Source organism: Streptomyces globosus, assembly GCF_003325375.1.
GTDB classification, from domain to species: domain Bacteria; phylum Actinomycetota; class Actinomycetes; order Streptomycetales; family Streptomycetaceae; genus Streptomyces; species Streptomyces globosus_A.
This window is the reverse complement of sequence record NZ_CP030862.1, coordinates 4,297,922-4,323,447: the sequence shown is the minus strand read 5'-3', so window position 1 is coordinate 4,323,447 and position 25,526 is coordinate 4,297,922. Positions and strand designations below refer to the sequence as shown.

Genomic DNA, 25,526 nt, shown 5'->3' with positions numbered 1-25,526 from the left:
GGCCCGCGCCGAGGGCGAGGACCTGCGCCCGAACGTCCTCGGGGGTGTGCTCCGCACGGGTCCGCAGCGTCGCCGTCCGCAGGGGCCCGTCGCACACGCCGGCCGCGGCGAACAGTGCCGCCCCCACCGCAAGGGAGGGGGGGAAGGCGGCCGCCGCCCGCGCCCCGCACCTGCACGCCGACTGGGGCGGATGTGGGACGGCGTCTGGTTCCCGGCCCCCGGGGCGCCGGCCATGGCCCGCCTGCTCACGGAGCACGGGCGGACCGCCTGGGGCGCCTGCGCCGCGGCGGCCGTGGTCGGCTCTTCCCCGGTACCGGTACCGGCAGCGCGCGCCGCTACTGCTCGGCCGCCTGCGCCACGCGCGAACGGGGCGCCGCGCACCGCCGCCGGCGGTGCGGAGCCCGGCCGGACGCACGGGGGTGGGGGCTTCGCGGCCGCCGGCGGCTTTTCACCCGTCCCGGTGGCTGGTGGTCAGCCGGCTTCCTTGACCTGCGCCGGGGTCGGGGCTGTGCCGCCCAGGTGTGCGGGCAGCCACCAGGAGTCCGAGGAGTCCTTCGGGGCGGCCGGGTAGGCGCGCTGCGCCGAGTCCAGCAGCTCCTGCACGCGCTCCCGCACCCGCCGGGTGATCGCGCCGGCGTAGTGGTCGGTCGGGGCCTCGATCGGCTCGCCGACCCGCAGTGTCACCGGGATGTGGCTGCGCTTCAGGTCCCGCGGGCGGCCCTTGGTCCACAGCCGCTGGGTGCCCCACAGCGCCACCGGGATCAGCGGCACCCCGGCCTCCTGCGCCATGCGGGCGGCGCCCGACTTGAAGCTCTTGAGGGTGAAGGACTGCGAGATCGTGGCCTCCGGGAACACGCCGATGATCTCGCCGGAGCGCAGCGACTCCAGGGCGTGCCGGTAGGCCGCCTCGCCCTGCTTGCGGTCCACCGGGATGTGCTTCATCGCGCGCATCAGCGGGCCCGACACCTTGTGCCGGAACACCGACTCCTTCGCCATGAAGCGCACCAGGCGCTTCTGCGGGCGGGCCGTCAGCCCGGCGAAGACGAAGTCCAGGTAGCCGATGTGGTTCGACACGAGGACCGCACCGCCCTGCCGCGGGATGTGCTCGGTGCCCTTCATGTCGATGCGGATGTCGAGGGCGCGGAACAGCGCGTGCGCTGCACCGATCACCGGGGGGTAGACGAGCTCAGCCATGCTGGGGAGACCCCGCTTTCTGCCTGGGGAAATGCTCCCGGCCGGAAGTTACGGCAGCGTAGGTACGCGGCCATGGGGATGGTGCCGCATCCGCGGGCGCGAGGCCAGTCCGGACGGCCTTCCCCGGCGAGATCCTCGTCACGCGGGGAATGCGCCCGGGGCCGGATGCGCTCGTACGGGCGGACGGACGTACTGCAATGATGCGGGACGGGATGCCCGCCGCCGACGGCGGGCGCCCGCAGGGGACGAGGACGGCACAGTGACGGGAGCGGCAGTGCAGGGGGAACGGGGCGGACCCGCGGCGGACGGCGGCCGGCCGGGGGCCCCGGACCGGCTCGGCGCGGCCGACCTCGGTGCGGAGCCCGGCGAGCGGGCCAGCCTGGTGCAGTTCTCCAGTGCCTTCTGCCAGCCCTGCCGGGCCACCCGGCGGATCCTCGCCGAGGTCGCCGGAATGGTCGACGGCGTCGCCCACATCGAGGTCGACGCGGAGCGCAACCTCGGCCTGGTCCGCGCCCTGGGCATCGAGAAGACCCCCACGGTGCTGGTCCTGGACGCCGCCGGGCGGATCGTCCGCCGCGCGGCCGGCATGCCCCGCAAGGCCGACGTGATCGCCGCACTGGGCGAGGCGGTGTGAGCCCGGCGCCGGTGCATGCGCCCGCACACAGCGTGACGCGCCTCGCATCTGGCCGCCCCGGCTTGACTGTGTACACGGCAGATCGCCAGGCTGGCCGCATGCGGTACGAACTCCTGCTTCACGGGCGGGTCCACGTGGACCTCGTCCGCCACGCGAGCGCGCGCTGTCGGGCGTACTGAACGACCCCGGCACCCGACGACGATCCCGCGCGCCCGCGCCGGCCGCCTCCGCGGCAGAGCAGAAGAAAGGCCTCCTCATGACGGGCCCAACGACCAGGACCGCAGCACAGTTCCCGCATCCCGCCGCGCCCCCGACCGCCGACCGGCCCGCCGCGCCCCGCGCAGCGGCCGAGCCTGCGCCGTCCGCCGCCGCCCTGCCCGGCTCGCCCGAGCTGCTGCGCTCGGTCTTCCGGCAGCACGCCGCCGGCGTGGCCGTGATCACAGCCCAGGACGGCGGCCGCCCGGTCGGCTTCACCGCGACCTCCCTGAACTCCGTCTCCGCCGACCCCCCGCTCCTTTCGTTCACCATCGGGACCGGCTCCTCCAGCTGGCCCGGCATCCGCGACAGCGAGCACCTCGGGGTGCACATACTCGGCGAGCACCAGCAGCAGCTGGCCGGCCTGTTCGCCCGCAGCGGAGCGGACCGCTTCGGGCCGGGCACCGGCTGGGCTCCCGGCCCGCACGGCGTTCCCCTGCTGGACGGGGTGCTGGCGTGGCTGGTGTGCCGGGTGGTGGCCCGCGTGCCGGCCGGCGCGCACCGGGTGGTCATCGCCGAGGTCGTGTCCGGGGACCCGCGCGGCGAGGGCCGGCCCCTGCTGTACCACCAGGGCCGCTTCAACGCGCTGCGTGACTGAATCGTCCCTGCTGGGGATGGTTGGGGCGGCGTTGGACAGATCACAGTTCGACGGCCTTGCCTCCTGGGAGGACCCGCGGTGTACTGACGAGTAACATTCCGGTCGGAGCGGGGGCCGCCCCGACCGGGGTCCGCCCTCGAAAGGCGCCTATGCTGCCTGCACAAGGCGGTATCAGAAACAAGACGATGCGGTAGGAGAGCCGGCGTGAGCCTGAGGATCGTTGTCTGTGTGAAGTACGTGCCCGACGCCACCGGCGACCGGCACTTCGCCGATGACCTGACGGTCGACCGCGACGACGTCGACGGTCTGCTGTCGGAGCTCGACGAGTACGCGGTCGAGCAGGCGCTCCAGATCGCGGAAGAGGCCGACGACGCCGAGATCACCGTCCTGACGGTCGGCCCCGAGGACGCCAAGGACGCCCTGCGCAAGGCGCTGTCCATGGGTGCCGACAAGGCGATCCACGTCGAGGACGACGACCTGCACGGCACCGACGTGATCGGCACCTCGCTGGTGCTGGCCAAGGCCGTCGAGAAGGCCGGCTACGACCTGGTCATCACCGGCATGGCCTCGACCGACGGCACCATGGGCGTCCTCCCGGCGATCCTCGCCGAGCGCCTGGGCGTTCCGCAGGTCACCCTGCTCTCCGAGGTCAAGGTGGAGGACGGCACCGTGACGGGCCGCCGCGACGGCGACTCCGCGAGCGAGCAGCTGGAGGCCTCCCTCCCGGCCGTCGTCTCCGTGACGGACCAGTCGGGCGAGGCCCGCTACCCGTCCTTCAAGGGCATCATGGCCGCCAAGAAGAAGCCGGTCGAGTCCTGGGACCTGTCCGACCTGGAGATCGAGGCGGACGAGGTCGGCCTCGAGGGTGCCTGGACCGCGGTGGACTCCGCCGCGCAGCGTCCGGCCCGCACGGCCGGCACGATCGTCAAGGACGAGGGCGAGGGCGGCAAGCAGCTGGCCGAGTTCCTGGCCGGCCAGAAGTTCATCTGAGCTTCAGCCGTCACCCTCCACATCGCCCCCTGACTACTTCGCATTCGCAGGAGCACTCCCATGGCTGAAGTCCTCGTCTACGTCGACCACGTGGACGGCGCCGTCCGCAAGCCCACCCTCGAGCTGCTGACCCTGGCCCGCCGCATCGGCGAGCCCGTCGCCGTCGCCCTGGGCGCCGGTGCCGAGAGCACCGCCGCCGTGCTCGCCGAGCACGGTGCGGTCAAGGTCCTCACCGCCGACGCCCCCGAGTTCGCCGAGTACCTCGTCGTACCGAAGGTGGACGCGCTCCAGGCCGCCCACGAGGCTGTTTCCCCCGCCGCCGTGCTCGTCCCGTCCTCCGCCGAGGGCAAGGAGATCGCGGCCCGCCTCGCCGTCCGCATCGGCTCCGGCATCATCACCGACGCCGTGGACCTCGAGGCCGGCGACGAGGGCCCGGTCGCGACGCAGTCCGCGTTCGCCGCGTCCTTCACCACCAAGTCCCGCGTGTCCAAGGGCACCCCGGTCATCACCGTGAAGCCGAACTCGGCCCCGGTCGAGGCCGCCCCGGCCGCCGGCGCCGTCGAGGCCCTGGCCGTCACCTTCGGCGCCCTGGCCACCGGTACCAAGGTCACCTCGCGCACCCCGCGCGAGTCGACGGGCCGCCCCGAGCTGACCGAGGCCGCGATCGTGGTCTCCGGCGGCCGCGGCGTCAACGGCGCCGAGAACTTCTCGATCATCGAGGCGCTCGCCGACTCCCTCGGTGCCGCCGTCGGCGCCTCCCGCGCCGCCGTCGACGCCGGCTGGTACCCGCACACCAACCAGGTCGGCCAGACCGGCAAGTCGGTCTCCCCGCAGCTGTACGTCGCCGCCGGCATCTCCGGCGCGATCCAGCACCGCGCCGGCATGCAGACCTCGAAGACCATCGTCGCCGTCAACAAGGACGCCGAGGCTCCGATCTTCGAGCTCGTGGACTACGGCGTGGTCGGCGACCTCTTCGAGGTCGTCCCGCAGCTGACCGAGGAGATCAAGGCGCGCAAGGGCTGACCTGCGCCCGACTCCCGCCCGGGGCCGTGTGGTGATCGTCACCGCACGGCCCCGAGTCGTATCCGGGGGAGCGCGGAGCGACCATTGACGGAGCGGAACCCCGTGACTAAATTCTGCTATGCGGATCTAGGCTTCCGTACAGCGGAAAGAGGAGAGTGCACGATGGGTCAGCAGGAGAAGGTGGCGACGAGCCTCGCCGGCGCGGTCAGCGAGGGCATCAGCGCCTCCCTCGCCCCGGTGGACGCGGAGCTCGCCCGCCACTACCCGGGCGACCCCGGCACCCGCCAGCCCGTCCACACCGTCTACGTGCCCGGCGACGCGTTCGCCGCGGACACGATCCGCTCGTGGGGCGACCAGGCCCTCGCCGCCCTCGACGAGCACGCGCCCGACGCCGCCGCCTTCGCCAAGGTGCTCGGCATCCGCGAGGAGCTCGCAGGCCCCGTCCACGAGCGCGTCCGCGCCAAGCTGCAGCGCGAGCCGATCGAGGACCTGCGCGTCGACTTCGAGGACGGCTTCGGCGTCCGCTCCGACGAGGAGGAGGACCAGGCCGCCGCCCGCGCCGCCCGCCTCGTCTCGCAGGCCTTCTCCAACGGCACCAACGCCCCCTACATGGGCATCCGCATGAAGTGCATGGAGGCCAACGTCCGCGACCGCGGCATCCGCACCGCCGACGTCTTCCTGTCGGGCCTCCTGGAGCACGGCGGCCTGCCGGACGGCCTCGTCCTCACCCTTCCCAAGGTCACCTACGCCGAGCAGGTCTCCGCCTTCGTCGCGCTGCTGGAGGCCTTCGAGACCGCCCGCGGCCTGCGCCCGGGCCGCATAGGCTTCGAGATCCAGATCGAGACCAGCCAGTCCATCCTGGCCTCCGACGGCACCGCCACCGTCGCCCGCATGATCGAAGCCGCGAAGGGGCGGGCCACCGGCCTGCACTACGGCACCTTCGACTACAGCGCCTGCGTCGGCGTCTCGGCCGCCTACCAGGCCAGCGACCACCCCGCTGCCGACCACGCCAAGGCCGTCATGCAGGTCGCCGCCGCCGGCACCGGCGTACGCGTCTCCGACGGCTCGACGAACGTCCTGCCCGTCGGCACGACCGAGAAGGTCCACGAGGCGTGGAGGCTCCACTACGGGCTGACCCGCCGCGCCCTGGCCCGCGCCTACTACCAGGGCTGGGACATGCACCCGGGCCACCTCCCGACGCGCTACGCCGCCGTCTTCACCTTCTACCGCGAGGGCCTGGAAGCGGCCGCCGCGCGCCTGAAGGCGTACGTGGCCCGGATCGAGGGCGACGTGATGGACGAGCCGGCCACCGCGAAGGCCCTGGCCGGGTACCTGGTCCGCGGCCTGGACTGCGGCGCGGTCGGCGCGGAGGAGGTCACCGCGCTCACCGGCCTGACCCGTGCCGAGCTCGACGCCTTCGCGATCCCGCGCCGCTCGGCCACCCTGACGGCCACGTCCTGACGGCCACCTCCGGACGGCCACCTCCCGACGGCGCCGACCCGACCGCGGGCCCGGACGGGGCCCGCGGTGTTCGTGCGTGCGGAGGATCTGCGGCGCGGAACCCGGCCTCCGGGGGCCCGCGGCGGTCTGATGGCTCGGCGGCCCCGCCGGCGGTGCGCGCCGCGGTCCCGGGGACAAGCCTCCCGGTGCCCCCGGGTTTCCGTGGCAGGGTGGTGCGGGCAGGCCACTGGGGGCTCCGGACGAGCCAAGGGGAAAAGGGGTAGACGTGATTGTCTGGATCAACGGCACATTCGGCGCCGGGAAGACCAGCACGGCCCGCGAACTGATCGGCCTCCTGCCGGGCAGCACCCTGTTCGACCCCGAGCGCGTCGGGGAGGGGCTGCTCCGGCTGCTGCCGCCCGAACGCCGCGCGGAGGTGGCGGACTACCAGGACCTGCCCGGCTGGCGGCGCCTGGTCGTGGAGACCGCGGCGGCGCTCCTGGCCGAGGCGGGCGGTGTGCTCGTCGTTCCGATGACGCTGCTGCGCCAGGAGTACCGGGACGAGATCTTCGGCGGGCTGGCAGCCCGCCGGATCACGGTGCGGCACGTGCTCCTGGCCCCTGAGGAAACGATCCTGCGCCGAAGGATCGCCACCCGCGAGGAGCCCGGGGACACGGCCGCGGCCGACCTCCGGGTGCGGCAGTGGGCGTACGACCACATCCCCGCCTACCAGCAGGCGCTCGACTGGCTCAAGGGCGACGCCCACGTCGTCGACAACGGCGCGCTCAGCGTGCGCGAGACGGCCGAGAAGATCGCCGAGGCCGTCCGCACCGAGGCGGCCGGCGTCTGCGACATCGTCCAGACGCCGGAGCCGACGCGGGAGACGGTCGCCTCCGGGGTGCTCCTCTTCGACGACGCGGACCGGGTCCTGCTGGTGGATCCGACGTACAAGGCGGGCTGGGAGTTCCCGGGGGGAGTGGTGGAGCCGGGCGAGGCGCCCGCGTGCGCGGGCGTCCGCGAGGTGGCGGAGGAGCTCGGCGTCGAACTCGCCGGGATGCCGGGGCTGCTCGTCGTGGACTGGGAGCCGCCGGCGCCCCCCGCATACGGCGGCCTGCGGCTGCTGTTCGACGGCGGCAGGCTCGCTGCCGCGGAGGCGGCCCGGCTGCGGCTGCCGGGGCCGGAGCTGCGGGCCTGGCGGTTCGTCACGGAGACCGAGGCGGCGCGACTCCTGCCGCCGGTCCGCTACGAACGGCTGCGCTGGGCGCTGAGGGCCCGCGAGCGCGGCCGCCCGCTGTACCTGGAGGCTGGCCGCCCCACGCCGTAGGGCGAGTCCGGGGCCGCGTCCGCGGCGTCCGGCACGGCGCCTCGCGGTGCACCGCACCGGACGCCGCGGCCCGCCCGGCCGTGATCCGCCGGACAGACTCCGGCGGCCGGTGGCGGGCCTCAGGGCAGGACGGGTTCTGCGGCCGCCGCGGCCAGGAGGGCGGCCGCGGTGTTCCGGGTCAGCGGGTCCCCGTGCCCGAAGCAGGCCACGGCCGGCTCCAGCGCGGCCAGGCGCCGGAAGGAGGCCAGCGCCTGCCCGCGGTCGGTGTTGAACACGCCGGGCATCACCCGCTCCACCGCGGCGACGCAGTCGCCCGTGAACAGCACCCCGTACTCCGGCAGGTGGACGCCGATGCTGCCGGGCGTGTGGCCGGGGGCGTGCACCACGACGGCGCCGCCGCCGAACGGGAGCACGTCCCCGTCCTCCACCTCCCGGTCGACCCGGGTCGGCGGCGCTTCGGGGACCGCCAGCCCGTGCCGGTACAGCGGCACCTCCCAGTCGAGCAGCACCGGCTCCGGGACGGGCCGCTCGCCGCGGATCACCGGCGCGTCCAGGCGGTGTGCCGCCACCCGGGCGCCCCAGCGCCCGGCAAGCTCCTCCGCCGCGCCCACGTGGTCGCGGTGGCAGTGCGTCAGGACGATCCGCTCCAGCCGCTCCGGATCCCGCCCGAGTGAGCGCAGGGCCCCTTCCACGTCCGCGGCGCGGCCGGCGTGGCCGGCGTCCACGAGGGTCAGCGAGCCGTCGGCGTCCTGCCACAGGTACGCCTGGCCGATCGGGAAGCGGAGCTGGTGCAGCCGCCCGGGAAGTATCTCGACGAAGTCCACGGGTCCGACCGTAGGGCGGCCGCCCGCCGGCCGGAACGCCTTTCACCGGGAGCGGAGTCCGCCCGCAGCGCACTGTGCGGAGCCGGCCCCTCCGCGCCTGCGGGCCCGGTGCGCCGGCCGGCGCACCGGGCCCGCAGGGGCCGTACGTGCGTCAGGCGCGCTTGGACGCCGCGTAGTTGACGAGGAAGTGCGCCTCGGCGACCGACAGCCGTTCCAGCTCCTCCGGGGAGACGCTCTCGTTCACCGCGTGGATCTGCGCCTCCGGCTCGCTCAGCCCGATGAGCAGCATCTCCGCGTCCGGGTACAGCGAGGTCAGCGTGTTGCACAGCGGAATCGATCCGCCCATGCCGCTGACCTGCATCTCCTGGCCGGGGTAGGCGATCTCCATGGCCGCCGCCATCGACGCGTACGCGGGGCTGGAGGTGTCCGCCTGGAACGGCTGGCCCTGGCCGACGACCTCCACCTCCAGGCGCGCGCCCCACGGGGTGTGCGCCACCAGGTGGGCCTCCAGCAGCTTGATGGCCTCCGCCGTGTCCACGCCCGGCGGGACGCGCAGGCTGATCAGGGCTCCGGCGCTCGCGTGCACCGACGGCGTGGCGCCGAGGACCGGCGGGCAGTCGATGCCGAGGACGGTGACGGCCGGGCGGGCCCACAGCCGGTCGGCGATCGTGCCCTCGCCGATCAGGCCGACGCCGTCCAGGACCTTCGCGTCCGCCCGGAAGTCCGCCTCCGGGTACTGCAGGCCCTCCCACACCGCGTCTGCGGCGAGGCCGTCGACGGTGGTCGAACCGTCCTCCGCGCGCAGCGAGTCCAGCAGCCGGATCAGGGCGGCCAGTGCGTCCGGGGCGACACCGCCGAACATGCCGGAGTGCAGGTTGCCGCCCAGTGTGTCGATCTTCACCTTCACCAGGCACATGCCGCGCAGGGTCGCCGTCACCGTGGGCAGGCCGAGGCGGAAGTTGCCCGCGTCGCCGATGACGACCGTGTCGGCGGCCAGGAGCTCCGGGTGGGCCTCGGCGTACTGCTGGAGGCCGCCGGTGCCCTGCTCCTCCGAGCCCTCGACGATCACCTTCACGTTCACGGGGACGCCGCCGTTGGCCTTCAGCGCGCGCAGCGCCAGCAGGTGCATGATGAACCCGCCCTTGCAGTCGGCGGCGCCGCGCCCGTACCAGCGGCCGTCCCGCTCGGTCAGCTCGAAGGCGGGGGAGATCCAGGCGGCGTCGTCCAGTGGCGGCTGCACGTCGTAGTGGGCGTACAGCAGGACGGTCGGGGCGCCCTCCGGGCCGGGCAGGTACCCGTACACGGACTGCGTCCCGTCTGGCGTGTCGAGGAGGGCCACGTCCCGGAAGCCTTCCGCGCGCAGCGCGTCGGCGACCCAGGCGGCCGCGCCCTCGCTCTCGCTCCGCGGGAACTGGGCCCAGTCCGCCACCGACCGGAAGGCCACCAGCTCGGTCAGCTCCTGCTTGGCGCGGGGCATCAGCGAGGCGACCGTCGCGGCGATCGGATTCGGGGTCATGGGCACGCTCCTCTTGGGTGCGACGTTGTTCTGCTTGTACGCCTCCGGCACCCGCTTGGTGGGCGGCTGCCGGGGTAGGCGCAGGTCGCTCCGATCCTCGCACAGCAGGACGGGCGGGAGGCGCGCCGTAGGATTTCCCCGGCATCGGAGCAACGCATGATCAGGAGCATCGGCACATCGTGAGCAGCGACGACGTACAGGACGCAAACGCAGGGCAGGCCGCGGAGGGGGCGGGGGACAGGGTGGCCGGGGGGACCGGCGAGGTCTGGGACGTGGTCGTGGTCGGGGCGGGCCCGGCCGGCGCCTCGGCCGCCCGTGCGGCGGCGGTCGCGGGCTGCCGCGTGCTGCTGCTGGAGAAGGCAGAGCTGCCCCGCTACAAGACGTGCGGCGGCGGCATCATCGGCCCCTCCCGGGACGCGCTCCCGCCCGGCTTCGCACTGCCGCTGAAGGACCGGATCCACGCGGTCACCTTCTCCCTGAACGGCAGGCTGGCCCGCACCCGCCGCTCCAGGCGCATGCTGTTCGGGATGGTCAACCGGCCCGAGTTCGACGCGGCCCTGGTCGCCGAGGCGGAGAAGGCGGGCGCTGAGGTCCGCACGGGCACGGCGGTCGCCCGGGTCGAGCAGCACGGCGCGGCCGTCCCGGACCGGCGCACGGTCGCGGTGGTCCTCGCGGACGGCGAGACCCTCCTCGCGCGGGCGGTCGTCGGCGCGGACGGCAGCGCCAGCCGGATCGGCGCGCACGTCGGCGTCGAGGTGGAGCAGGTCGACCTGGGCCTGGAGGCGGAGATCCCGGTCCCGCCCACGGTCGCCGAGGACTGGAAGGGCAGGGTGCTCATCGACTGGGGTCCGCTGCCCGGCAGTTACGGCTGGGTCTTCCCCAAGGGCGACACCCTGACGGTCGGCGTCATCTCCGCGAAGGGCGACGGGGCGGCCACCAAGCGGTACCTGGAGGACTTCATCGCCCGCCTCGGCCTGTCCGGCTTCGAACCGGCCGTCTCCTCCGGGCACCTGACGCGCTGCCGGAAGCCCGACTCGCCGCTGTCGCGCGGCCGGGTCCTCGTCGCGGGCGACGCGGCCGGGCTGCTGGAGCCGTGGACCCGCGAGGGCATCTCCTTCGCGCTCCGCTCCGGCCGCCTCGCGGGGGAGTGGGCGGCGAAGATCGCCGAGGCGCAGGACGCCGTGGACGCGCGGCGGCAGGCGCTGAACTACGCCTTCGCCGTCAAGTCCGGGCTGGGCGTGGAGATGGGCGTCGGCCGGCGGATGCTGACGGCGTTCGAGGCCAGGCCGGGGCTGCTGCACGCGGTGATGACCGGCTTCGCCCCGGCATGGCGGGCGTTCGCCCGGATCACCAGGGGCTCGACAACGCTGGCCGAGCTGGTCCGCAGCCACCCGCTGGCCCGCCGGGCCCTCACCCTCGTGGACGCCCGCCAGAACCGGCCGGGCGCGTAGCACCCGCCGCCGGCCCGCCGCGCCCCGGCGGCGGGCCGGCCGTCCCGCCGGGCACCGGGCGCCGTACGACGGCACCGGGGCGCCGCGTCCGTCGCAGGCCGGAGGGCGCCGCTCACCTCCCGCCGTGCGGAGCGCGGCCGCCGCCGGGGCGGCGGCCGAAGCGCCACAGCACGTGCGCCACCCGCAGCAGGAACACCGCCGCGGCCAGGGCGCCGCCGGCCACGGCGAGGCCGCGCTCGAACGCGCCGGACAGGTCGAATGCCAGGGCGGGTCCGAAGACCGCCCCGAACACCAGGGCCGCCGCGAAGCACGCGCTGACGAACGCGTACCCGATCTCGACGGTGACGGCGTCGCGCTCCGCCTGGCTGCGCCGCATGGTTCGCTGAGTCATCCGCACAGTCTCCCCGCACCCGCCGTGCGGCCACAACCAGGGCCCTGCGGAGGAGGCCCTGTCAGATACCGGCCGTCTCGGTCCACAGGCGGGCCAGCGACGCGTCGCCCGTGACGCCCGGCCCGTTCAGCGGCAGGCGGTTCCACAGGGCCGCGTACAGCCAGGAGGCCTCGCCCACCACGTCGCAGTCGGCGGTGCCCTCGTCGCCGCGGACCGTGCGCGGCGGCTCCTGCGAGAGGTGGACCGTCCACACCATGCCCGTGTCGGCGGCGCGGATCCGCAGGACGCGCGGGTCCGTGGTGCGGACCCGGCTGCGCGGCCGGGCGTGGAAGCCGGTCAGCAGCTCGTCCACACCGTCCTCGGCGAACTCCGCCGCCACCGGGGTGAAGGACGCGCCCAGGGCCGATTCGGCGTCCATGCGGTGCACGGCCGTCTCGTGGGCCTGCCGGCGCGCCCAGAACTCCAGCGGCGAGGACGGCGCCGTCGGGAGGAAGGTCCAGCACTCGACGTCGGCCGGCGCCTCCGCCAGCGTCCGCACCAGGGCCGCGTGCCCCTCGCGGAACCAGCCCGGCAGCTCCGCGCCGGCCGGCTCCGGCGCGGCGGGGAACGGGACCGGCTCCACCGCCCCCTCGGCGACGCAGGAGGCGGCCCAGCGGTGTACGGCCCCCGTGTGCCGCAGCAGGTCGCCGATCCGCCACCCCGGGCAGGTCGGAACCAGGGCGTCCGTCCCCGCGCGATCCGCCAGGTCGGCGAGCAGGGCCCCCTCGCAGTCGAGGGTCTCCACGAATTCGGTGATCTTCATACGGGCAGTCTTCCAGCAGCCCCGCGACAATGGGGGCATGAACGGGGAACTCTTCCCGCGCGAGCGGACCGAGATCGCCCCCGGCGCCGTGCACGTGCCGGACTGGCTCGGCCCCGAGCGCCAGCGCAGCCTGCTCGCCGCCTGCCGCACATGGGCGCGGCCGCCCGCCGGACTGCGCACCGTCCGCACCCCGGGCGGCGGGACGATGACCGCCCGGCAGGTGTGCCTGGGCCTGCACTGGTACCCGTACGGATACGCCCGCACCGCGGTCGACGGCGACGGTGCACCGGTCAAGCCGATGCCCGCATGGCTGGCCGAGCTGGGGCGCGAGGCCGTCGGCGCCGCGTACGGCACCGCGCCGCCGGCCGCCGGCGAAGCCCCGTACGACATCGCCCTCGTCAACTTCTACGACGGCGACTCCCACATGGGCATGCACCGCGACGCCGACGAGCGGTCCGCCGCGCCCGTGGTCTCCCTCAGCCTCGGCGACACCTGCGTCTTCCGCTTCGGCAGCGCCGCCTCCAGGGGGCGGCCGTACCGGGACGTGCTGCTCCGCAGCGGCGACCTGTTCGTCTTCGGCGGCCCCGCCCGGCTCGCCTACCACGGCGTGCCGAAGGTCCATCCGGGCACCGCCCCGCCGGAGCTCGGGCTGACCGGACGGCTGAACGTCACGCTCCGGGTGGGCGGGCTCGACCTGCCGCCCGGATGAGCGGCGGTCCGCACACTCCGCCGATCATGCGAGGATCGCTGTCATGAACGGCAACGGCGCCCCGCCGCGGGCGGGGGATGCGAACAGCGGGTCCGCGGCATCCGCGCGGACCAGGCTGGAGCGGGGGCGGGGAGCCCTCGGCCCGGCGCTGGAGCTCGTCCACACCGGCCGGGCCCCGACCAGGGCCGTCCTGACCGCCGAACTCGGCGTGACCCGGGCCACCGCGGGCGCGGTCGCGGCCGAACTGGAGGCCCTCGGCCTGATCCGGGTCGACTCCCGGCCGGGCGCGGGCGGTGCGCAGGGCCGCCCCTCGCACCGTCTCGCCATCGACGAGAACGGGCCCGTCGCGCTGGCCGCGCAGGTGCACCCGGACGGCTTCCGGGCCGCGCTCGTCGGCCTGGGCGGGCGGATCGTCGCCACCGCACCCGGCAAGCTCACGGTGTCGGAGGATCCCGCGCAGGTCCTGGGCGCGGTCGTCGGCGCGGGCGCCGGGCTGCTGGCCGAGACCGGCCGGCGCTGCATCGGGGCGGGCCTCGCGGTCCCCTCGGCGGTCGCCGAACCGGACGGGACGGCGCTGAACCCGCTCCACCTGGCCTGGCCGGCGGGCTCCCCGGTGCGGGCGATCTTCGAGCGGTGCGTGAAGGACGCCGGCATCGACGGCCCGGCCCTCGCCGGGAACGACGTCAACCTCGCCGCGCTCGCCGAGCACCGGCACGGCGCGGGCCGCGGCGCCCAGCACCTGCTGTGCGTGGCGACCGGGCACCGGGGCGTGGGCGGGGCACTGGTGCTGGACGGCCGCCTGCACAGCGGGAGTTCCGGCCTGGCGCTGGAGGTCGGCCACCTCACGGTGAACCCGGAGGGCCGGGCCTGCCACTGCGGCGGCCGCGGCTGCCTGGACGTGGAGGCGGACCCGCTGGCGTTCCTCACGGCGGCCGGCCGCACCCCGGGCCCGGAGGTGTCACTGCTCCAGCAGGCCCGCGACCTGCTGCGCGACGGGTACGGGGAGCCCCCGGTGCGCGCGGCCGCCGAGGAGCTCATCGACCGGCTCGGCCTGGGCCTCGCGGGCCTGGTGAACATCCTCAACCCGGACCGGATCATCCTGGGCGGCCTGCACCGGGAGCTGCTGTACGCGGACCCCGAGCGGCTGCGCGCGGTCGTCGCGGACCGCAGCCTGTGGGGGCGCAGCGGGGGAGTGCCGATCCTGCCGTGCACGCTCGACCACAACAGCCTGGTCGGCGCGGCCGAGCTGGCGTGGCAGCCGGTCCTGGACGACCCCCTGGGCACCCTGGGCACCGCCGCCTGACGCCTGACGCCTGACGCCTGACGCCTGCCGACTGAGGCCTGCTGCCCTACGCCGCAGGGCCGGGCGATGCGGGGCCGGCCGGCCCGGCGGCGCCGCTCGCGCGGCGCCGCGGCGGGAGCCCTACCCCGGGCCGATCAGCGTGGAGGCGGCCACCGACAGACCGGTCGGCACGGGCCGCGTGTCCGCGGTGAGGACCACGGCCGGTGCGGGTTCCCGTACGGGCTTGGCTCGGACCCGGGAGGGGCGCGGGCGGGCCGGCGCCGCGGGCGCTGCGCGGAGCGAGAACCAGACGACCTTGCCGGCGCCGCCCTCCTGCGGCCGGGCGCCCCAGGCCTCGCTGAGCGCTTCGACGAGGGCGAGGCCGCGCCCGCAGGTCTCCAGGGCGTCCAGGGGGTCCAGCGGACCGGGGACGTCCAGGGCCGGCGGTGCATCCGGGCCCGGCGGTCTCGCGGCGGCCGTCCGCAGGACCGGGAGCCGCGGATCACTGTCGTACACGGAGACCGTGAGCCGTCCGAGCCGCAGCTCGATCTCCACCGTGCAGGTCTTGTCGGGCTGCGCGTGGCGGTGGACGTTGCTCAGGAGCTCCGTCACGCCGAGCGCAGCCCGGTCTATGAGTGGATCCAGCTGCCAGTGGCGCAATTGCGCCGAGACGATCCTCCGGATCTGTCCGATCCGGGCGGGCAGGGCCTGCAGTTCGACGACGCAGTGCCTGCGTGAGTGACTGATCACGGCTGCGACTCCCCGACATGAGTGTTACGGGTGCTGCACCCTCAGTAATGCTCCACCAGGGTCACCCACGGTGCGCGGGAGTGCAACCGAATGCGACCGAAAGCGAACCAGGTAGATACCCAAAGTGACTGTTTGTGCAGGTGGCGGAGGTACATTGCGAAAGCAGGGGGCGAAGCAACGCACGAAGGAGCAAGGCGCATGAGCACCACCCGTACCTCCGCCACGCCGGCCGCGGCGGCGCCCGCGGCCACGACGGCGGACGTCGACCGCAGCGACACGGAGTACCGCGCCTGGCTGAAAGACGCCGTCCGCAAGGTGCAGGCGGACGCCAACCGCTCCGCCGACACCCACCTGCTGCGCTTCCCGCTCCCCGAGGAATGGGGCATCGACCTCTACCTCAAGGACGAGTCCACGCATCCGACCGGCTCCCTCAAGCACCGCCTCGCGCGCTCGCTGTTCCTCTACGCCCTCTGCAACGGCTGGATCCGCCCCGGACGGCCCGTCATCGAGGCCTCCTCCGGCTCGACCGCCGTCTCCGAGGCGTACTTCGCGAAGCTGATCGGCGTCCCGTTCATCGCCGTCATGCCCCGCACGACCAGCCCCGAGAAGTGCCGCCTGATCGAATTCCACGGCGGCGCCTGCCACTTCGTCGACGACCCGATGAAGATGTACGAGGAGTCGGCGGACCTCGCGGCCCGCACCGGCGGCCACTACATGGACCAGTTCACGTACGCGGAGAGGGCCACCGACTGGCGCGGCAACAACAACATCGCCGAGTCGATCTACCAGCAACTGCGCCTGGAGCGCTACCCGGAGCCCGCGTGGATCGTCGCGACGGCCGGCACCGGGGGCACCTCGGCGACCATCGCCCGCTACGTGCACTACATGCAGCACGACACGCGCGTCTGCGTCCCCGACCCGGAGAACTCCTGCTTCTTCGACGGCTGGACGGCGGACGACCCCGGCGCGACCAGCGACTGCGGCTCCCGCATCGAGGGCATCGGCAGGCCGCGGATGGAGCCCAGCTTCGTGCCCGGTGCCATCGACCGGATGATGAAGGTGCCCGACGCGGCGAGCGTCGCCGCCTGCCGCGCCCTGGAGCGGGCCATCGGCCGCAAGGCCGGCGGTTCGACCGGCACGGGCCTCTGGAGCGCCCTGAAGATCGTCGCGGAGATGGTGGCCGAGGGCCGGACGGGCAGTGTGGTCACCCTGCTGTGCGACCCCGGCGACCGCTACCTGGACAAGTACTACTCCGACGACTGGGTCGCCGCCCAAAGCCTCGACCTCGCACCGTACGCCGAGACCATCGAGACGCTCCTGGCGACCGGTACCTGGCGCGAACCGGGCGCCTGACCCCGGCCCGCGAGCGGCAGGACGCGGGCAGCCGGCCGTGTGCCGCGCCTGACGGGGACTCAGCAGCGTCGTGGGACAGGGGTGTCGGGGCCCGCCGGTGTCCCCCGTACAGGGGCTAGGCGGCGGGCCCGGTGCGCGGGATGCTGGAGGCCGCGCTGACTCCCGCCCCGCGAGCGGAGGCCGCCCGTGCCGGACATCCCCCACCCCCTCGCTCCCGAACGCCGGTCCTCCCCGAGGCCGTTGGCCCTCGAACTCCGGGTCCACGGCGTCCACGGCGCCGCCCCGGAGAAGCTCCTCGACGACCCGCGCACCGTCCGCGTCACCGGCGACGCCACGGCCGCCGTGTTCCGCCGCACCGCCGACGCCGAGGCCGAGGCGCACCCCGAGCGGTACGCCGGCCGGCCCGTCGTGGAGGCGTACTGCTGGTCCCGCCTCACCTCGGGCAACGGCTCGCGCGCCCTGTGGCTGCTGCTCCTGCCCTTCATGGTGGTCAACCTCGCGCACTGGGCCCGCCCCGCCGTGCCCGACGGCGCCCCGCAGCCGCGCGCGGTCCGCACGTACGGGCTGCTCGTCCGCATCATCGCCCTCAGCCTGACGCTGCTGCTGATCGCGGCCGCCTGCGAGGTCGCGCTGGACCTGCTCGCCTGGCAGTGCGCCGGCTCGCACCCCTGCACCCGCTCCCGCTGGTGGCTGCACTTCGCCGAACCCGGCCGCTGGTGGGGCCAGCCAGGGCGGCGCCTCGCCCTCGCCGCCCTCGTCCCGGCGGCCCTGACCGGGCTCCTGTGGTTCCTGTCGAACCGCACGTGGAGCGCTTACGAATCCCAGACCCCGCCCGCCGGCCACGAGAACGGAACCGGCGCCTCCGGCGCTCCCGCCCTCGGCCCCGCCCTCGGCCGGCCCGGGTTCTGGTACGGCCGCCGCATCGTCGCCCGGCTCCGCGCGGCCCACACCGCGGCCGGACTGCTCACCGTCGCCGCCGCCGTCGCCGTCCCGGTCGCCCGCCGCGACGCCGCCGCGGGCGCCGCCGTCCTGGAATCCGTCGGCTGGGCCCTGGAGGCGCTGCTCGTCGCCGGGGCCGCCGCGGTCGCCTGGGTCGTCTGCCGGCGCGGCCGCACCGAAGCCCGGGCCGACCACCGGCTCGACCGGGCCGCGACGACCCTGCTGCCCGGCGCCGCGCTCGCCCTCCTCGGCGCCGTCCTGGTGTACGCCTGCTGGTCGCGCCCCGGATGGACCTCCTCGGGCCGCCTGCCCGGCGACTTCGCCTTCGGCCTGCTGATGCTGGGCCAGGGCTGCTGCATCGTCGCGCTCGCCGCCGTCGCCCGGAGCCTGTACCGGCGGGCCCCCGACCCGGCGACCGCGCTGCGCGGGCTCGGCGGGCCGGCCGTCGCCGTGCTCGCCTGCGCCCTCGGCGGCGTCATGTCCGGCGGGGTCGCCGGGCGCTTCGCCGACTGGCTCGGAGAGGAGGCGCCGGCCGAGCCGCCCGTCCTGCTGTCCTGGCAGGCCGCCGTCCTGCCGCCGGTCCTCCTCGCCCTGGCCTGCCTGGCCGGGCTCCACGCCGCCGGGGCGGCCCGCACGCGCCGCCGGATCGCCGCCGGGGTCGCCGCCGAGTACCCGGGGTCCGTCCCGGACCGCGACCGCAGCCGCCGCATCGCCGGCGCCCGCACCGCCGCCGCCCTCACCGACTCCGCGCCCCGCTTCGCCGCCGCCCTCTCCGGGATCACCCTGCTGCTCGGTGCCGGAGCCCTCGCCGGGGCCTGGCTGACCGGCGAGGTGCCCGGCGAGGCCGCCCGCGGGGCGCATCCGCTGCTGGAGGCCGCCGCGCGCGCCGCCCAGGACGCCGGGTCGTGGCTGGTCGGCCTCGGCTTCCTGCTCTTCGTCACCTGGGGGCGGCGCGCCTACCGCGACCCGGCCGCCCGCCGCACCGTCGGCGTGCTGTGGGACGTCGGCACGTTCTGGCCGCGCGCCGCCCACCCCTTCGCGCCGCCCTGCTACGCCGAGCGGGCCGTCCCCGACCTGACGTGGCGGATGACGGCCTGGACCGGCCGCACCGGCGGACGCCTCGTCATCTCCGGCCACTCCCAGGGCAGCGTCCTCGCGGCTGCCGCCGTCTGGCAGCTCCCGCCGCACGTGCGTCACCGCGTCGCCCTCCTCACGTACGGCTCGCCGCTGCGCCGGCTGTACGGCCGCTGGTTCCCCGCGTACTTCGGGAGCGGCCCGCTGCTGTCCCTGCACCGGGACGTCGACTGCTGGCGCAATCTGTGGCGCGCCACCGACCCCATCGGGGGCCCGGTCGTCCCCGGCGCGGGCCCGGCCGTGGACCGGGGGCCGCTGCCCGACCCCGTCGCGTACGGGCGGACCGCGGAGCAGCCGCTGCCCGCGCCCGTCCTCGGCCACTTCGAGTACCAGGACGATCCGGCGTTCGCCGCCGAACGCGACGCCCTGCTCGCCCGGCTCTCCGGCCCCCGGCCGCTCCCCGACGACCACTGCGGCGCGGACGGCGCCCGGCCCGGAGCCGCGCCCGCCGCCCCCGGGACCGGCGCCGGTACGGGGCTGCCCGCCCCGCGGCTCAGCAGGGAGCGGGCAGAGCCGGGAGATCCTCCGGGAACAGCAGGGTGAGCTCGTCCGTCCCCGGGTCGGCGAGCTGCGCCACCCGGCCGGCGTGCCGCTCGACCATCGACTCGAACGTCTGCCGGGCCGTGCGCCCGTTGCCGAACGCCGGCCCCTTCGGCAGCTCCGCGAAGTACGCCAGCAGTGCCTCGGCGGTGCCCTCCCCGAGCCGGTACTCGTGCTCGTCGGCCTGCTGCTCCACGATCCGCAGCAGATCCTCCGGCCCGTAGTCGGCGAAGCTGATGGTCCGGGAGAACCGGGAGGCGACGCCCGGGTTGACGGTCAGGAACCGCTCCATCTCGGCCGTGTACCCGGCGACGATCACCACGACCGCGTCGCGGTGGTCCTCCATCAGCTTCACGAGCGTGTCGATCGCCTCCCGCCCGAAGTCCCGGCCGGAGTCCTCCGGTGCCAGCGCGTACGCCTCGTCGATGAACAGGACGCCGCCGCGCGCCCGCTCGAACGCCTCCTGGGTGCGGATCGCGGTGGACCCGATGTGCTCGCCGACGAGGTCCACGCGCGAGACCTCGACGAGGTGCCCGCGCTCCAGGACGCCGAGGGAGGCGAGGATCTCCCCGTACAGGCGGGCCACCGTGGTCTTCCCGGTACCGGGCGAGCCGGTGAAGACGAGGTGCCGCCGGGCCGAGGCGGCCTTCAGCCCGGCCTGCTGCCGGCGCCGCCCGACCTCGATCATGTCGGTGAGCGCGCGCACCTCCCGCTTGACGCTGTCCAGGCCGACCAGCCCTTCGAGCCGCTCCAGCACGGCGGCGGACCCGCCCTGCGGCGCGACCGCCTCCGCGCCCCCCGGCTCCGGCACCGGGGCGGGCGCGGGCCGGGCTCCGGGCAGCGGGGGGCTCGCCGCGCCGGCCGGGGCGGGGACCGCGCGGGCCGGGGCCCGCTCCCCGGCTGCGCCGCCTGCCCCGGGGTGCCCGGCGTGCCGGGAGGGGGTTCCGTCGGCGGTGCAGTCCTCGGCGACGGGCCCGTCCTCGGCGAACTCGTAGCCCCCGCGGGCGCACCGCTCGGTGTGGCAGCCCGCCAGGTGGGCGCGGCAGCCGTCGAGGACGTGGAACCCGAAGCCGGCGCTGCCGGTCACCCGGCAGGACCGGAAGCTGCCCCGCCCGCCGGCGGAGACGTAGAACCCGGACTCGGCGGGGGAGGACACAGTGCACCGCTCGACCGCGGGATCGGCGCCCTTGGTGACGATGACCCCGGTCTGCACGGCGTCGATCGTGCAGTCGGCGAGGGTGCCTCCGCTGCCGTGGTCGCGGAACCAGGCGCCTGTTGCGGCCTCGCGGATACGGCAGTCCCGGACCCGCGCGGTGGCCCCGTCGCTGACGGAGACGGCGGTGTTGCGGACCTGCGACAGGTCGCTGTCGACGACGTCCGCGCGTGAGCCGCGGTCCAGGACGAACACCGCGTCCGGCACGTCGTGCACCCGGCAGTCCGTCAGCGAGGCGCCCGCCCCGTCGCTGATCCACACGGCCGGGTAGTCGCCCGTGCTGTCGTGGATCTCGCAGGAGTCCGCCTCGGCGCGGGTGCCGGGGTCCCACACGGACAGGCCGTTGCGGCCGAAGCGGCGCACACTCGTGCGGGTGAGGGTGAGCACCGACCGGGAGCGCAGGTCCACCGCGTTCTCCGGGACGTCGTGGATGTCGCACCCGGAGAGGGTGAGCACGGCGTCCGTGTCGAGGGTGACCCCGTCGGCCGAGGTGCGGTGGACCGTGCAGTCGGTGAGCCGGGCCGCCGCCCGTGCGGCGACCTGCACGCCCGTCCCGTTGGTCTCGTACACCTCGCAGCCCAGCGCCTCCAGTCCCGAGCCCTCCCCGGTGACCGCGATGCCGGCGCCTCCCGTGTGGTGGACCCGGCACCGCTCCAGGCGCGGGTGCCCGCCGGAGCGGACGGAGACTCCGGCCTGTCCGGAGGCGGCGACCTCGCACTCCTCGAACACCCCTCCGCCGCCGTCCAGTACGGCGACCCCGACCCCGGACGGGTTCTCCACGGTGCACCGCCGCACCACCGGCCGGCCCCTGCCGCGGACCTCGATGCCGGCCGCCGACTCCGTGGCCACCCGCAGGTCGGTCAGCTCCGGCGTGCCCTCCTCCACCAGGAGCGCGGGCGCGGCCCTGTCCTGCCCCTCCACGGTCAGGTCACGGACCACGGCCGACGCCCGCACGGTCAGCGCGATCCCGTCCGGCGGGGCGATGCGCACCGACCCGGCGGCGCCCTCGACCCCGCGGAGCGTCACGGCGTGGTGCAGCACCAGGTTCTCCCGGTAGGTGCCGGGCGCGACCGTCAGCACGTCCCCGTCGCCCGCGGCGGCGAGCGCCGCGGACAGCGTCGGGTACTCGCCGGAGCGGCGCCGCCACCGCGAGGAACCGCCGTGCGTCAGCTGGACCGTGCCCTGTGCCATGGTGCTGTCGTGCCCCCGCCCTCGTTCTCGCGCTGTCGAACCGACCGGAACCGCCTCCGCGACCGCCCTCGGCGGTGGGAGCGGCCGACGGCAACCGGGGTCCGGCCCCACCGTAGCGCGCGGGGAGCCGCCGGGAGGCCAGGTCAACTTCCCGCACCCGCCCGGCCCCAGTCCGGCCCGGTCTCCGCCCAGGCACGGTCCAGCAGCGCGTGGCGCCGGTGTACCAGTCGGCGGACGACGAGCCGGCGGCCCGTGTCGGCCAGCAGGGCCACCCCGGCGGCGGCCGCGAGGCCGACGACCGCTGCGTGCGCCGCCGCGGACGCCGCGTCGAGCGGCCGCCCCACCAGCCTGCCCCCGGCGTCCGTCCATATCCGGAACCGGTCGCCGGCCTGCGGCGGTTCCTCGGCCGCGGGGACGGTGCCCCGGTGGCTGCTGCCGTCCGGCGCGGTCCACTCCGCCACCACCTGGGTGCGCCGGGGGCTGTGGTGCTGCGGGTTCGCGCCGGCGCCCGCGCGCCCGGGGCCCTCCTCGGCGGGCCGCACCACCACCGCCGGCACGAGGAATCTCTCCTTCTGCTGCTCCCGCGCTGCCTGTTGCAGCCGGTCGTCCACCCGGAGGCCGGTGGCGCAGCCCACGGCCGGTGCGACCAGCAGGACGCACACCACCGCGGCGAATGCCACCCATGCCTCGACGAGATCAGTGGGCCGGCGCAGCGGATTGCGCCGCCAACGCCACACCCCTGCCGCTGTCCACACGGTCCGGCACCCCCTTGCCTCCGCCTGTCGGCCGTCCAAGCCTCCCGCACGCCCCGGAGACGCGCATTCCGGGCGCTGGGAGGTGTGCCGCGCGAGCCGCTGCACGGTCCCCCGCGGTCGTGCGACACGTTCCGACTGATCCAACGGGCGGCCGGCCGCGGTCGGTTCCGAACCGGCGGCAGAGCCCCTCGAAGGTGTCATTCCGACGGCGATCCGCCGCCGTGCGGCCGCGGACGTGGCAGCGCAGGCCGACGGGGCGGCGGCGCCGGCCTCAGCCCAGGACGCGCACCTCGTCCCCCACCCGCACGATGCCCGTCCGGACCGGCACCAGCTGCCGCCCGAACGCGAGGGACTTCCCGATCCTGCGGTACGTGCCGAGCGTCCTGAGCGGCTCCCTGCCGCGCTCCGCCGTCGCCTGGTCGGTCGTCGTGACGATGCATCTGCCGCACTCGCGGGCCACGCGGAAGACCGCCTCGCCGACCGCGATCCGCTGCCAGCCGTCCTCGGCCCACGGCCCCGCGCCCGCGACGACGAGGTTGGGCCGGAACCGGTTCATCGGCAGCGGCCCCTCCTCGGGGTGCCCGCCCTGCGCGATCAGCGAGTTGAGCGCGTCCAGCGACGCCAGCGAGGCGAGCAGCACGGGGTAGCCGTCGGCGAGGCTGACGGTCTCCCCGGGCAGGGCGTACTCGGGGTCCACGGGCCGGCGCACGGCCGGGTCGTCCAGGTGCACGAGCCGCACCGGGACGCCCAGCCAGGCGCTGAACCAGTCCGCGGCGGCGCCCGCGGCCACCACCGTCTCGACCTTCTTGCCGAAGAGCACCACCGGCTCCAGCGGCCCGGGCTCGGGTACCTCCACGACCAGCTCCGCCATGCCCGGCGCCGACAGTGCGACCGCGCCCCCGGCCAGCGGGCGCGCGGCCGCCAGCGCCAGGCGAGGCTGCCCGCGTTGCGTGATGACCGTGCCCGACGTGTCGACCAGCGCCCAGCGCCGGTCGCCGGACAGCCCCCAGGGCTCCACGGCCGCCTCGGCGGGAGCGGTCCCCGCCACCGACTTCACGGGATGGACGTGGAGCGAGTGCACGTACGGGTTCGCCATGGGTGCATCCTGCCAGGCGACCCGCCTGCGCCCCAGCGGGCGCCGGCGGGACTGTCAGGACGCCCGGGCCGGGAGCGTTCCGCCCGCTCGGGCGGTCAGTAGCCGCGCCCCTGGTAGGGGCGGCCGTACGGGTCCTGGTACGGGGCGCCCGCGGCGGGTGCCGGAGTCGGAACCGGAACCTGCACGGGGCGCGGCGCGGCCGGGCGCATCGCCTCGTACCCGGTGCCCGCGGCGGCCGGCCGCGGCGGCTGCGGCTGGGCCTGCTGCATGTACCCGGGGCGGGCTGCGGCGGGCTGCTGCTGCGGGATGTACGGCGCGGGCGCGCTCTGCAGGGGCATGGGCGCGGGCGCCGCCTGCCCCTGGTACGGGTACCCGTATCCGCCCGTCTGCTGCTGCGGTGCGGCGGGCGGGAGGGCGGCCGGCAGGGCCGGCAGCGAGGAGGAGAGGGCCGGGAGGTTTCCACCGCTCGCATAGCCGGCGCCCGGCGTGTCGTAGGCGGCCGGAACCCGGATCGGGGCGATCTGCGGAGTCCCGCGTTCCGCCACGAGCGAGTCGTAGATGGGGGTGTCCGGGAAGGAGGGCGCGGAGTAGTAGCCGCCGCCATAAGTGGAGCGGGGGGAGGTCATGGGTCATAAGTTAAGCCCACGGCTTCACGGGGTCCATAGCGAGGCGTGACGAACCCCGCGCTGACCTGCATATTCCCAGGTCAGTGCCCCAGCTTTCACTTGACCTTCACGTGCACGATTCGCCACTTCCGCCCCGGCTTGCTCCGACTCGTACTCGCCGGTTGGGTGTTGCACCGACTTGCCGCTGACGCAGCGTCACCACCCCGTGGCCCCGGATGACATCGCCCGGGGGGTGATATTTCCGTTTCATGCGTCGCTGGGGCGGGCGTAGGTCCGCCCCTTCCACGCGGCGCCGCGCCCCCGGTGGTGCTGCACCGCCGAATCGACCGTCATCAGCAGGTACAGCAGCGCGGTGAACGGCAGCAGCGGCGCCAGCACGGCCGGCTGCCGGTAGTACCGCAGCATCGGCAGGTACGTGCCCGCCATCAGAAGCCAGGCCAGGCCCCCGGCCCACGCCGTGGCCGGGCGGCCGCCGGCCAGGCCCGCCAGGAGCGCCGCCGGCGGGACGAGGTAGACGAGCACGAGCCCGGCCACCGTCCCGGCCAGCAGCAGCGGTTGGTGGCGGAGCTGGGCGTACGCGCTGCGCGACACCATCCGCCACAGGTCGGCCAGCCCCGGATACGGGCGCACGCTGGCCACGCGCTCCGCGAGCCCCAGCCAGATCCGGCCGCCGGAATCCCGGACGGCCCGGGCGAGGGAGACGTCGTCGATGACGGCGTGCCGGATCGCGTCCGGCACGCCCGCCCGTACAGCCGCCTCCGTCCGCAGGAGTACGCAGCCCCCGGCCGCGGCGGCGGTCCGCCCGCCCGGGCGGTTGATCCGGCGGAAGGGGTAGAGCTGCGCGAAGAAGTACACGAACGCGGGGACGACGAGCCGCTCCCACGGCCCGGCGGTCCGGAGCCGGGCCATCTGCGAGACCAGGTCCAGGCCGGCGCTGGTCGCGGCGGCGACGAGCTCGCGGAGGCTGTCGGGCCCGTGGGCGATGTCGGCGTCGGTGAGGAGGAGGTAGTCCGGCCCGGCAGGAGTGGACGCCCGGGCGACGGCGATGCCGTGGCGCAGGGCCCACAGCTTGCCCGTCCAGCCGGGGCCGGGCTCGCCGGGCGAGACGACGGTGAGCGGCAGCCCGGGGTGCCCGCGCGCGAGGCGGCGGGCCAGGTCGGCGGTGCCGTCGGTACTGCCGTCGTCGACGAGGACGATCCGGGCTTCGCCCGGGTAGTCCTGCGCGAGCAGCGAGGGCAGGCTGAGCGGCAGCACCCCGGCCTCGTCCCGCGCGGGGACGACGACGGCCACGGAGGGCCAGCGCGCCGGGGCGGAACGCGGCGGCAGGCGGACGTCGGTCCGCCAGAACATCCCCTGCGCGAAGGTGAGCCACAACCAGGCGGCGAGGGAGACGCAGGCAGCACCGAAAAGGCCCATGGGCCGCAGTGTGCCGAACCCTGCGCGGCATGTCCCGCACCCCGCCGGCGCGCCACCCGACGGCGCGGAGCCGCCCCGGG

General features: G+C 75.5%; 22 protein-coding genes. 11 read left to right on the top strand and 11 right to left on the bottom strand.

Annotated features, from left to right (window positions below; translation table 11 throughout):
* Positions 1-471 precede the first annotated feature (471 nt).
* Positions 472-1,194, bottom strand: a complete 723-nt coding sequence (locus tag C0216_RS18970) for a lysophospholipid acyltransferase family protein (RefSeq protein ID WP_114056431.1) — start codon at positions 1,192-1,194, stop codon at positions 472-474.
* Positions 1,195-1,468: 274 nt separating this feature from the next.
* Here C0216_RS18970 and C0216_RS18965 point away from each other — a divergent pair, with 274 nt between their 5' ends.
* The 6 genes from C0216_RS18965 (at position 1,469) to C0216_RS18940 (ending at position 7,458) form a co-directional block, all read left to right on the top strand.
* A complete protein-coding gene (locus C0216_RS18965; RefSeq protein WP_114056430.1) occupies positions 1,469-1,828 on the top strand; it encodes a thioredoxin family protein in 360 nt (119 codons plus the stop codon).
* A gap of 256 nt (positions 1,829-2,084) precedes the next feature.
* Positions 2,085-2,681, top strand: coding sequence for a flavin reductase family protein (locus C0216_RS18960; protein ID WP_114056429.1), 597 nt, complete (start codon positions 2,085-2,087; stop codon positions 2,679-2,681).
* 204 nt (positions 2,682-2,885) lie between these two features.
* Positions 2,886-3,671: an electron transfer flavoprotein subunit beta/FixA family protein gene (locus tag C0216_RS18955; RefSeq protein ID WP_114056428.1), complete on the top strand. Its 786-nt coding sequence runs from the start codon at positions 2,886-2,888 to the stop codon at positions 3,669-3,671.
* 60 nt (positions 3,672-3,731) lie between these two features.
* The gene (locus tag C0216_RS18950) at positions 3,732-4,694 is read left to right on the top strand and encodes an electron transfer flavoprotein subunit alpha/FixB family protein (protein WP_114056427.1); all 963 of its coding nucleotides are present in this window, start codon (positions 3,732-3,734) and stop codon (positions 4,692-4,694) included.
* A 162-nt stretch (positions 4,695-4,856) separates the two neighbouring features.
* Entirely contained in the window at positions 4,857-6,155 is a 1,299-nt protein-coding gene (locus tag C0216_RS18945; protein ID WP_114056426.1) for a DUF6986 family protein, read from the top strand.
* 265 nt (positions 6,156-6,420) lie between these two features.
* Entirely contained in the window at positions 6,421-7,458 is a 1,038-nt protein-coding gene (locus tag C0216_RS18940) for an NUDIX hydrolase (protein WP_114056425.1), read from the top strand.
* Positions 7,459-7,577: 119 nt separating this feature from the next.
* Here C0216_RS18940 and C0216_RS18935 read toward each other — a convergent pair whose 3' ends face one another.
* Positions 7,578-8,282, bottom strand: a complete 705-nt coding sequence (locus C0216_RS18935; RefSeq protein ID WP_114056424.1) for an MBL fold metallo-hydrolase — start codon at positions 8,280-8,282, stop codon at positions 7,578-7,580.
* A gap of 151 nt (positions 8,283-8,433) precedes the next feature.
* On the bottom strand, positions 8,434-9,798 hold the full coding sequence (locus C0216_RS18930; protein ID WP_114056423.1) for a dipeptidase: 1,365 nt from the start codon (positions 9,796-9,798) through the stop codon (positions 8,434-8,436).
* A gap of 242 nt (positions 9,799-10,040) precedes the next feature.
* On the opposite strand from C0216_RS18930, the gene C0216_RS18925 reads away from it, so the two are divergent.
* Complete coding sequence (locus C0216_RS18925; protein ID WP_246042847.1) at positions 10,041-11,249, top strand: geranylgeranyl reductase family protein; 1,209 nt, start codon at positions 10,041-10,043, stop codon at positions 11,247-11,249.
* A 112-nt stretch (positions 11,250-11,361) separates the two neighbouring features.
* On the opposite strand, the gene C0216_RS18920 is transcribed toward C0216_RS18925, so the two are convergent.
* Positions 11,362-11,640, bottom strand: coding sequence for a DUF6332 family protein (locus tag C0216_RS18920; RefSeq protein WP_114056421.1), 279 nt, complete (start codon positions 11,638-11,640; stop codon positions 11,362-11,364).
* 61 nt (positions 11,641-11,701) lie between these two features.
* The gene (locus C0216_RS18915) at positions 11,702-12,442 is read right to left on the bottom strand and encodes a maleylpyruvate isomerase family mycothiol-dependent enzyme (protein WP_114056420.1); all 741 of its coding nucleotides are present in this window, start codon (positions 12,440-12,442) and stop codon (positions 11,702-11,704) included.
* A gap of 37 nt (positions 12,443-12,479) precedes the next feature.
* Here C0216_RS18915 and C0216_RS18910 point away from each other — a divergent pair, with 37 nt between their 5' ends.
* Positions 12,480-13,151, top strand: a complete 672-nt coding sequence (locus tag C0216_RS18910) for an alpha-ketoglutarate-dependent dioxygenase AlkB family protein (RefSeq protein WP_114056419.1) — start codon at positions 12,480-12,482, stop codon at positions 13,149-13,151.
* Between the two features lie 43 nt (positions 13,152-13,194).
* On the top strand, positions 13,195-14,454 hold the full coding sequence (locus tag C0216_RS18905) for an ROK family protein (protein ID WP_114056418.1): 1,260 nt from the start codon (positions 13,195-13,197) through the stop codon (positions 14,452-14,454).
* Between the two features lie 120 nt (positions 14,455-14,574).
* Here C0216_RS18905 and C0216_RS18900 read toward each other — a convergent pair whose 3' ends face one another.
* Positions 14,575-15,183: an ATP-binding protein gene (locus C0216_RS18900; protein ID WP_114056417.1), complete on the bottom strand. Its 609-nt coding sequence runs from the start codon at positions 15,181-15,183 to the stop codon at positions 14,575-14,577.
* Positions 15,184-15,381: 198 nt separating this feature from the next.
* On the opposite strand from C0216_RS18900, the gene C0216_RS18895 reads away from it, so the two are divergent.
* Complete coding sequence (locus tag C0216_RS18895) at positions 15,382-16,536, top strand: PLP-dependent cysteine synthase family protein (protein WP_114056416.1); 1,155 nt, start codon at positions 15,382-15,384, stop codon at positions 16,534-16,536.
* 195 nt (positions 16,537-16,731) lie between these two features.
* Positions 16,732-19,152 carry a hypothetical protein gene (locus C0216_RS18890; RefSeq protein ID WP_174250527.1) on the top strand — a complete coding sequence of 807 codons (2,421 nt, stop codon included), beginning with the start codon at positions 16,732-16,734 and terminating at the stop codon, positions 19,150-19,152.
* Here the strand turns inward: C0216_RS18890 and C0216_RS18885 are convergent.
* From C0216_RS18885 to C0216_RS18865, 5 genes are all read right to left on the bottom strand, one after another.
* Complete coding sequence (locus C0216_RS18885; protein WP_114056414.1) at positions 19,103-21,553, bottom strand: right-handed parallel beta-helix repeat-containing protein; 2,451 nt, start codon at positions 21,551-21,553, stop codon at positions 19,103-19,105. The two genes, C0216_RS18890 and C0216_RS18885, sit on opposite strands and share 50 nt — an antisense overlap.
* Before the next feature lie 143 nt (positions 21,554-21,696).
* Positions 21,697-22,308 carry an Rv1733c family protein gene (locus tag C0216_RS18880; protein WP_114056413.1) on the bottom strand — a complete coding sequence of 204 codons (612 nt, stop codon included), beginning with the start codon at positions 22,306-22,308 and terminating at the stop codon, positions 21,697-21,699.
* A gap of 271 nt (positions 22,309-22,579) precedes the next feature.
* On the bottom strand, positions 22,580-23,404 hold the full coding sequence (locus C0216_RS18875; RefSeq protein WP_114056412.1) for an MOSC domain-containing protein: 825 nt from the start codon (positions 23,402-23,404) through the stop codon (positions 22,580-22,582).
* A 95-nt stretch (positions 23,405-23,499) separates the two neighbouring features.
* On the bottom strand, positions 23,500-24,030 hold the full coding sequence (locus C0216_RS18870) for a DUF6643 family protein (protein ID WP_114056411.1): 531 nt from the start codon (positions 24,028-24,030) through the stop codon (positions 23,500-23,502).
* A gap of 246 nt (positions 24,031-24,276) precedes the next feature.
* Complete coding sequence (locus C0216_RS18865) at positions 24,277-25,446, bottom strand: glycosyltransferase (protein ID WP_114056410.1); 1,170 nt, start codon at positions 25,444-25,446, stop codon at positions 24,277-24,279.
* Positions 25,447-25,526: the final 80 nt, after the last annotated feature.

Excerpts from the sequence above, each read along its gene's own strand:
- C0216_RS18905 (WP_114056418.1), top strand. The coding sequence starts at position 13,195 with ATGAACGGCAACGGCGCCCCGCCGCGGGCGGGGGATGCGAACAGCGGG.
- C0216_RS18875 (WP_114056412.1), bottom strand. The coding sequence starts at position 23,404 with ATGGCGAACCCGTACGTGCACTCGCTCCACGTCCATCCCGTGAAGTCG.
- C0216_RS18960 (WP_114056429.1), top strand. The coding sequence starts at position 2,085 with ATGACGGGCCCAACGACCAGGACCGCAGCACAGTTCCCGCATCCCGCC.
- C0216_RS18870 (WP_114056411.1), bottom strand. The coding sequence starts at position 24,030 with ATGACCTCCCCCCGCTCCACTTATGGCGGCGGCTACTACTCCGCGCCC.
- C0216_RS18910 (WP_114056419.1), top strand. The coding sequence starts at position 12,480 with ATGAACGGGGAACTCTTCCCGCGCGAGCGGACCGAGATCGCCCCCGGC.
- C0216_RS18945 (WP_114056426.1), top strand. The coding sequence starts at position 4,857 with ATGGGTCAGCAGGAGAAGGTGGCGACGAGCCTCGCCGGCGCGGTCAGC.
- C0216_RS18915 (WP_114056420.1), bottom strand. The coding sequence starts at position 12,442 with ATGAAGATCACCGAATTCGTGGAGACCCTCGACTGCGAGGGGGCCCTG.
- C0216_RS18970 (WP_114056431.1), bottom strand. The coding sequence starts at position 1,194 with ATGGCTGAGCTCGTCTACCCCCCGGTGATCGGTGCAGCGCACGCGCTG.
- C0216_RS18895 (WP_114056416.1), top strand. The coding sequence starts at position 15,382 with ATGAGCACCACCCGTACCTCCGCCACGCCGGCCGCGGCGGCGCCCGCG.
- C0216_RS18920 (WP_114056421.1), bottom strand. The coding sequence starts at position 11,640 with ATGACTCAGCGAACCATGCGGCGCAGCCAGGCGGAGCGCGACGCCGTC.
- C0216_RS18950 (WP_114056427.1), top strand. The coding sequence starts at position 3,732 with ATGGCTGAAGTCCTCGTCTACGTCGACCACGTGGACGGCGCCGTCCGC.
- C0216_RS18865 (WP_114056410.1), bottom strand. The coding sequence starts at position 25,446 with ATGGGCCTTTTCGGTGCTGCCTGCGTCTCCCTCGCCGCCTGGTTGTGG.
- C0216_RS18885 (WP_114056414.1), bottom strand. The coding sequence starts at position 21,553 with ATGGCACAGGGCACGGTCCAGCTGACGCACGGCGGTTCCTCGCGGTGG.
- C0216_RS18930 (WP_114056423.1), bottom strand. The coding sequence starts at position 9,798 with ATGACCCCGAATCCGATCGCCGCGACGGTCGCCTCGCTGATGCCCCGC.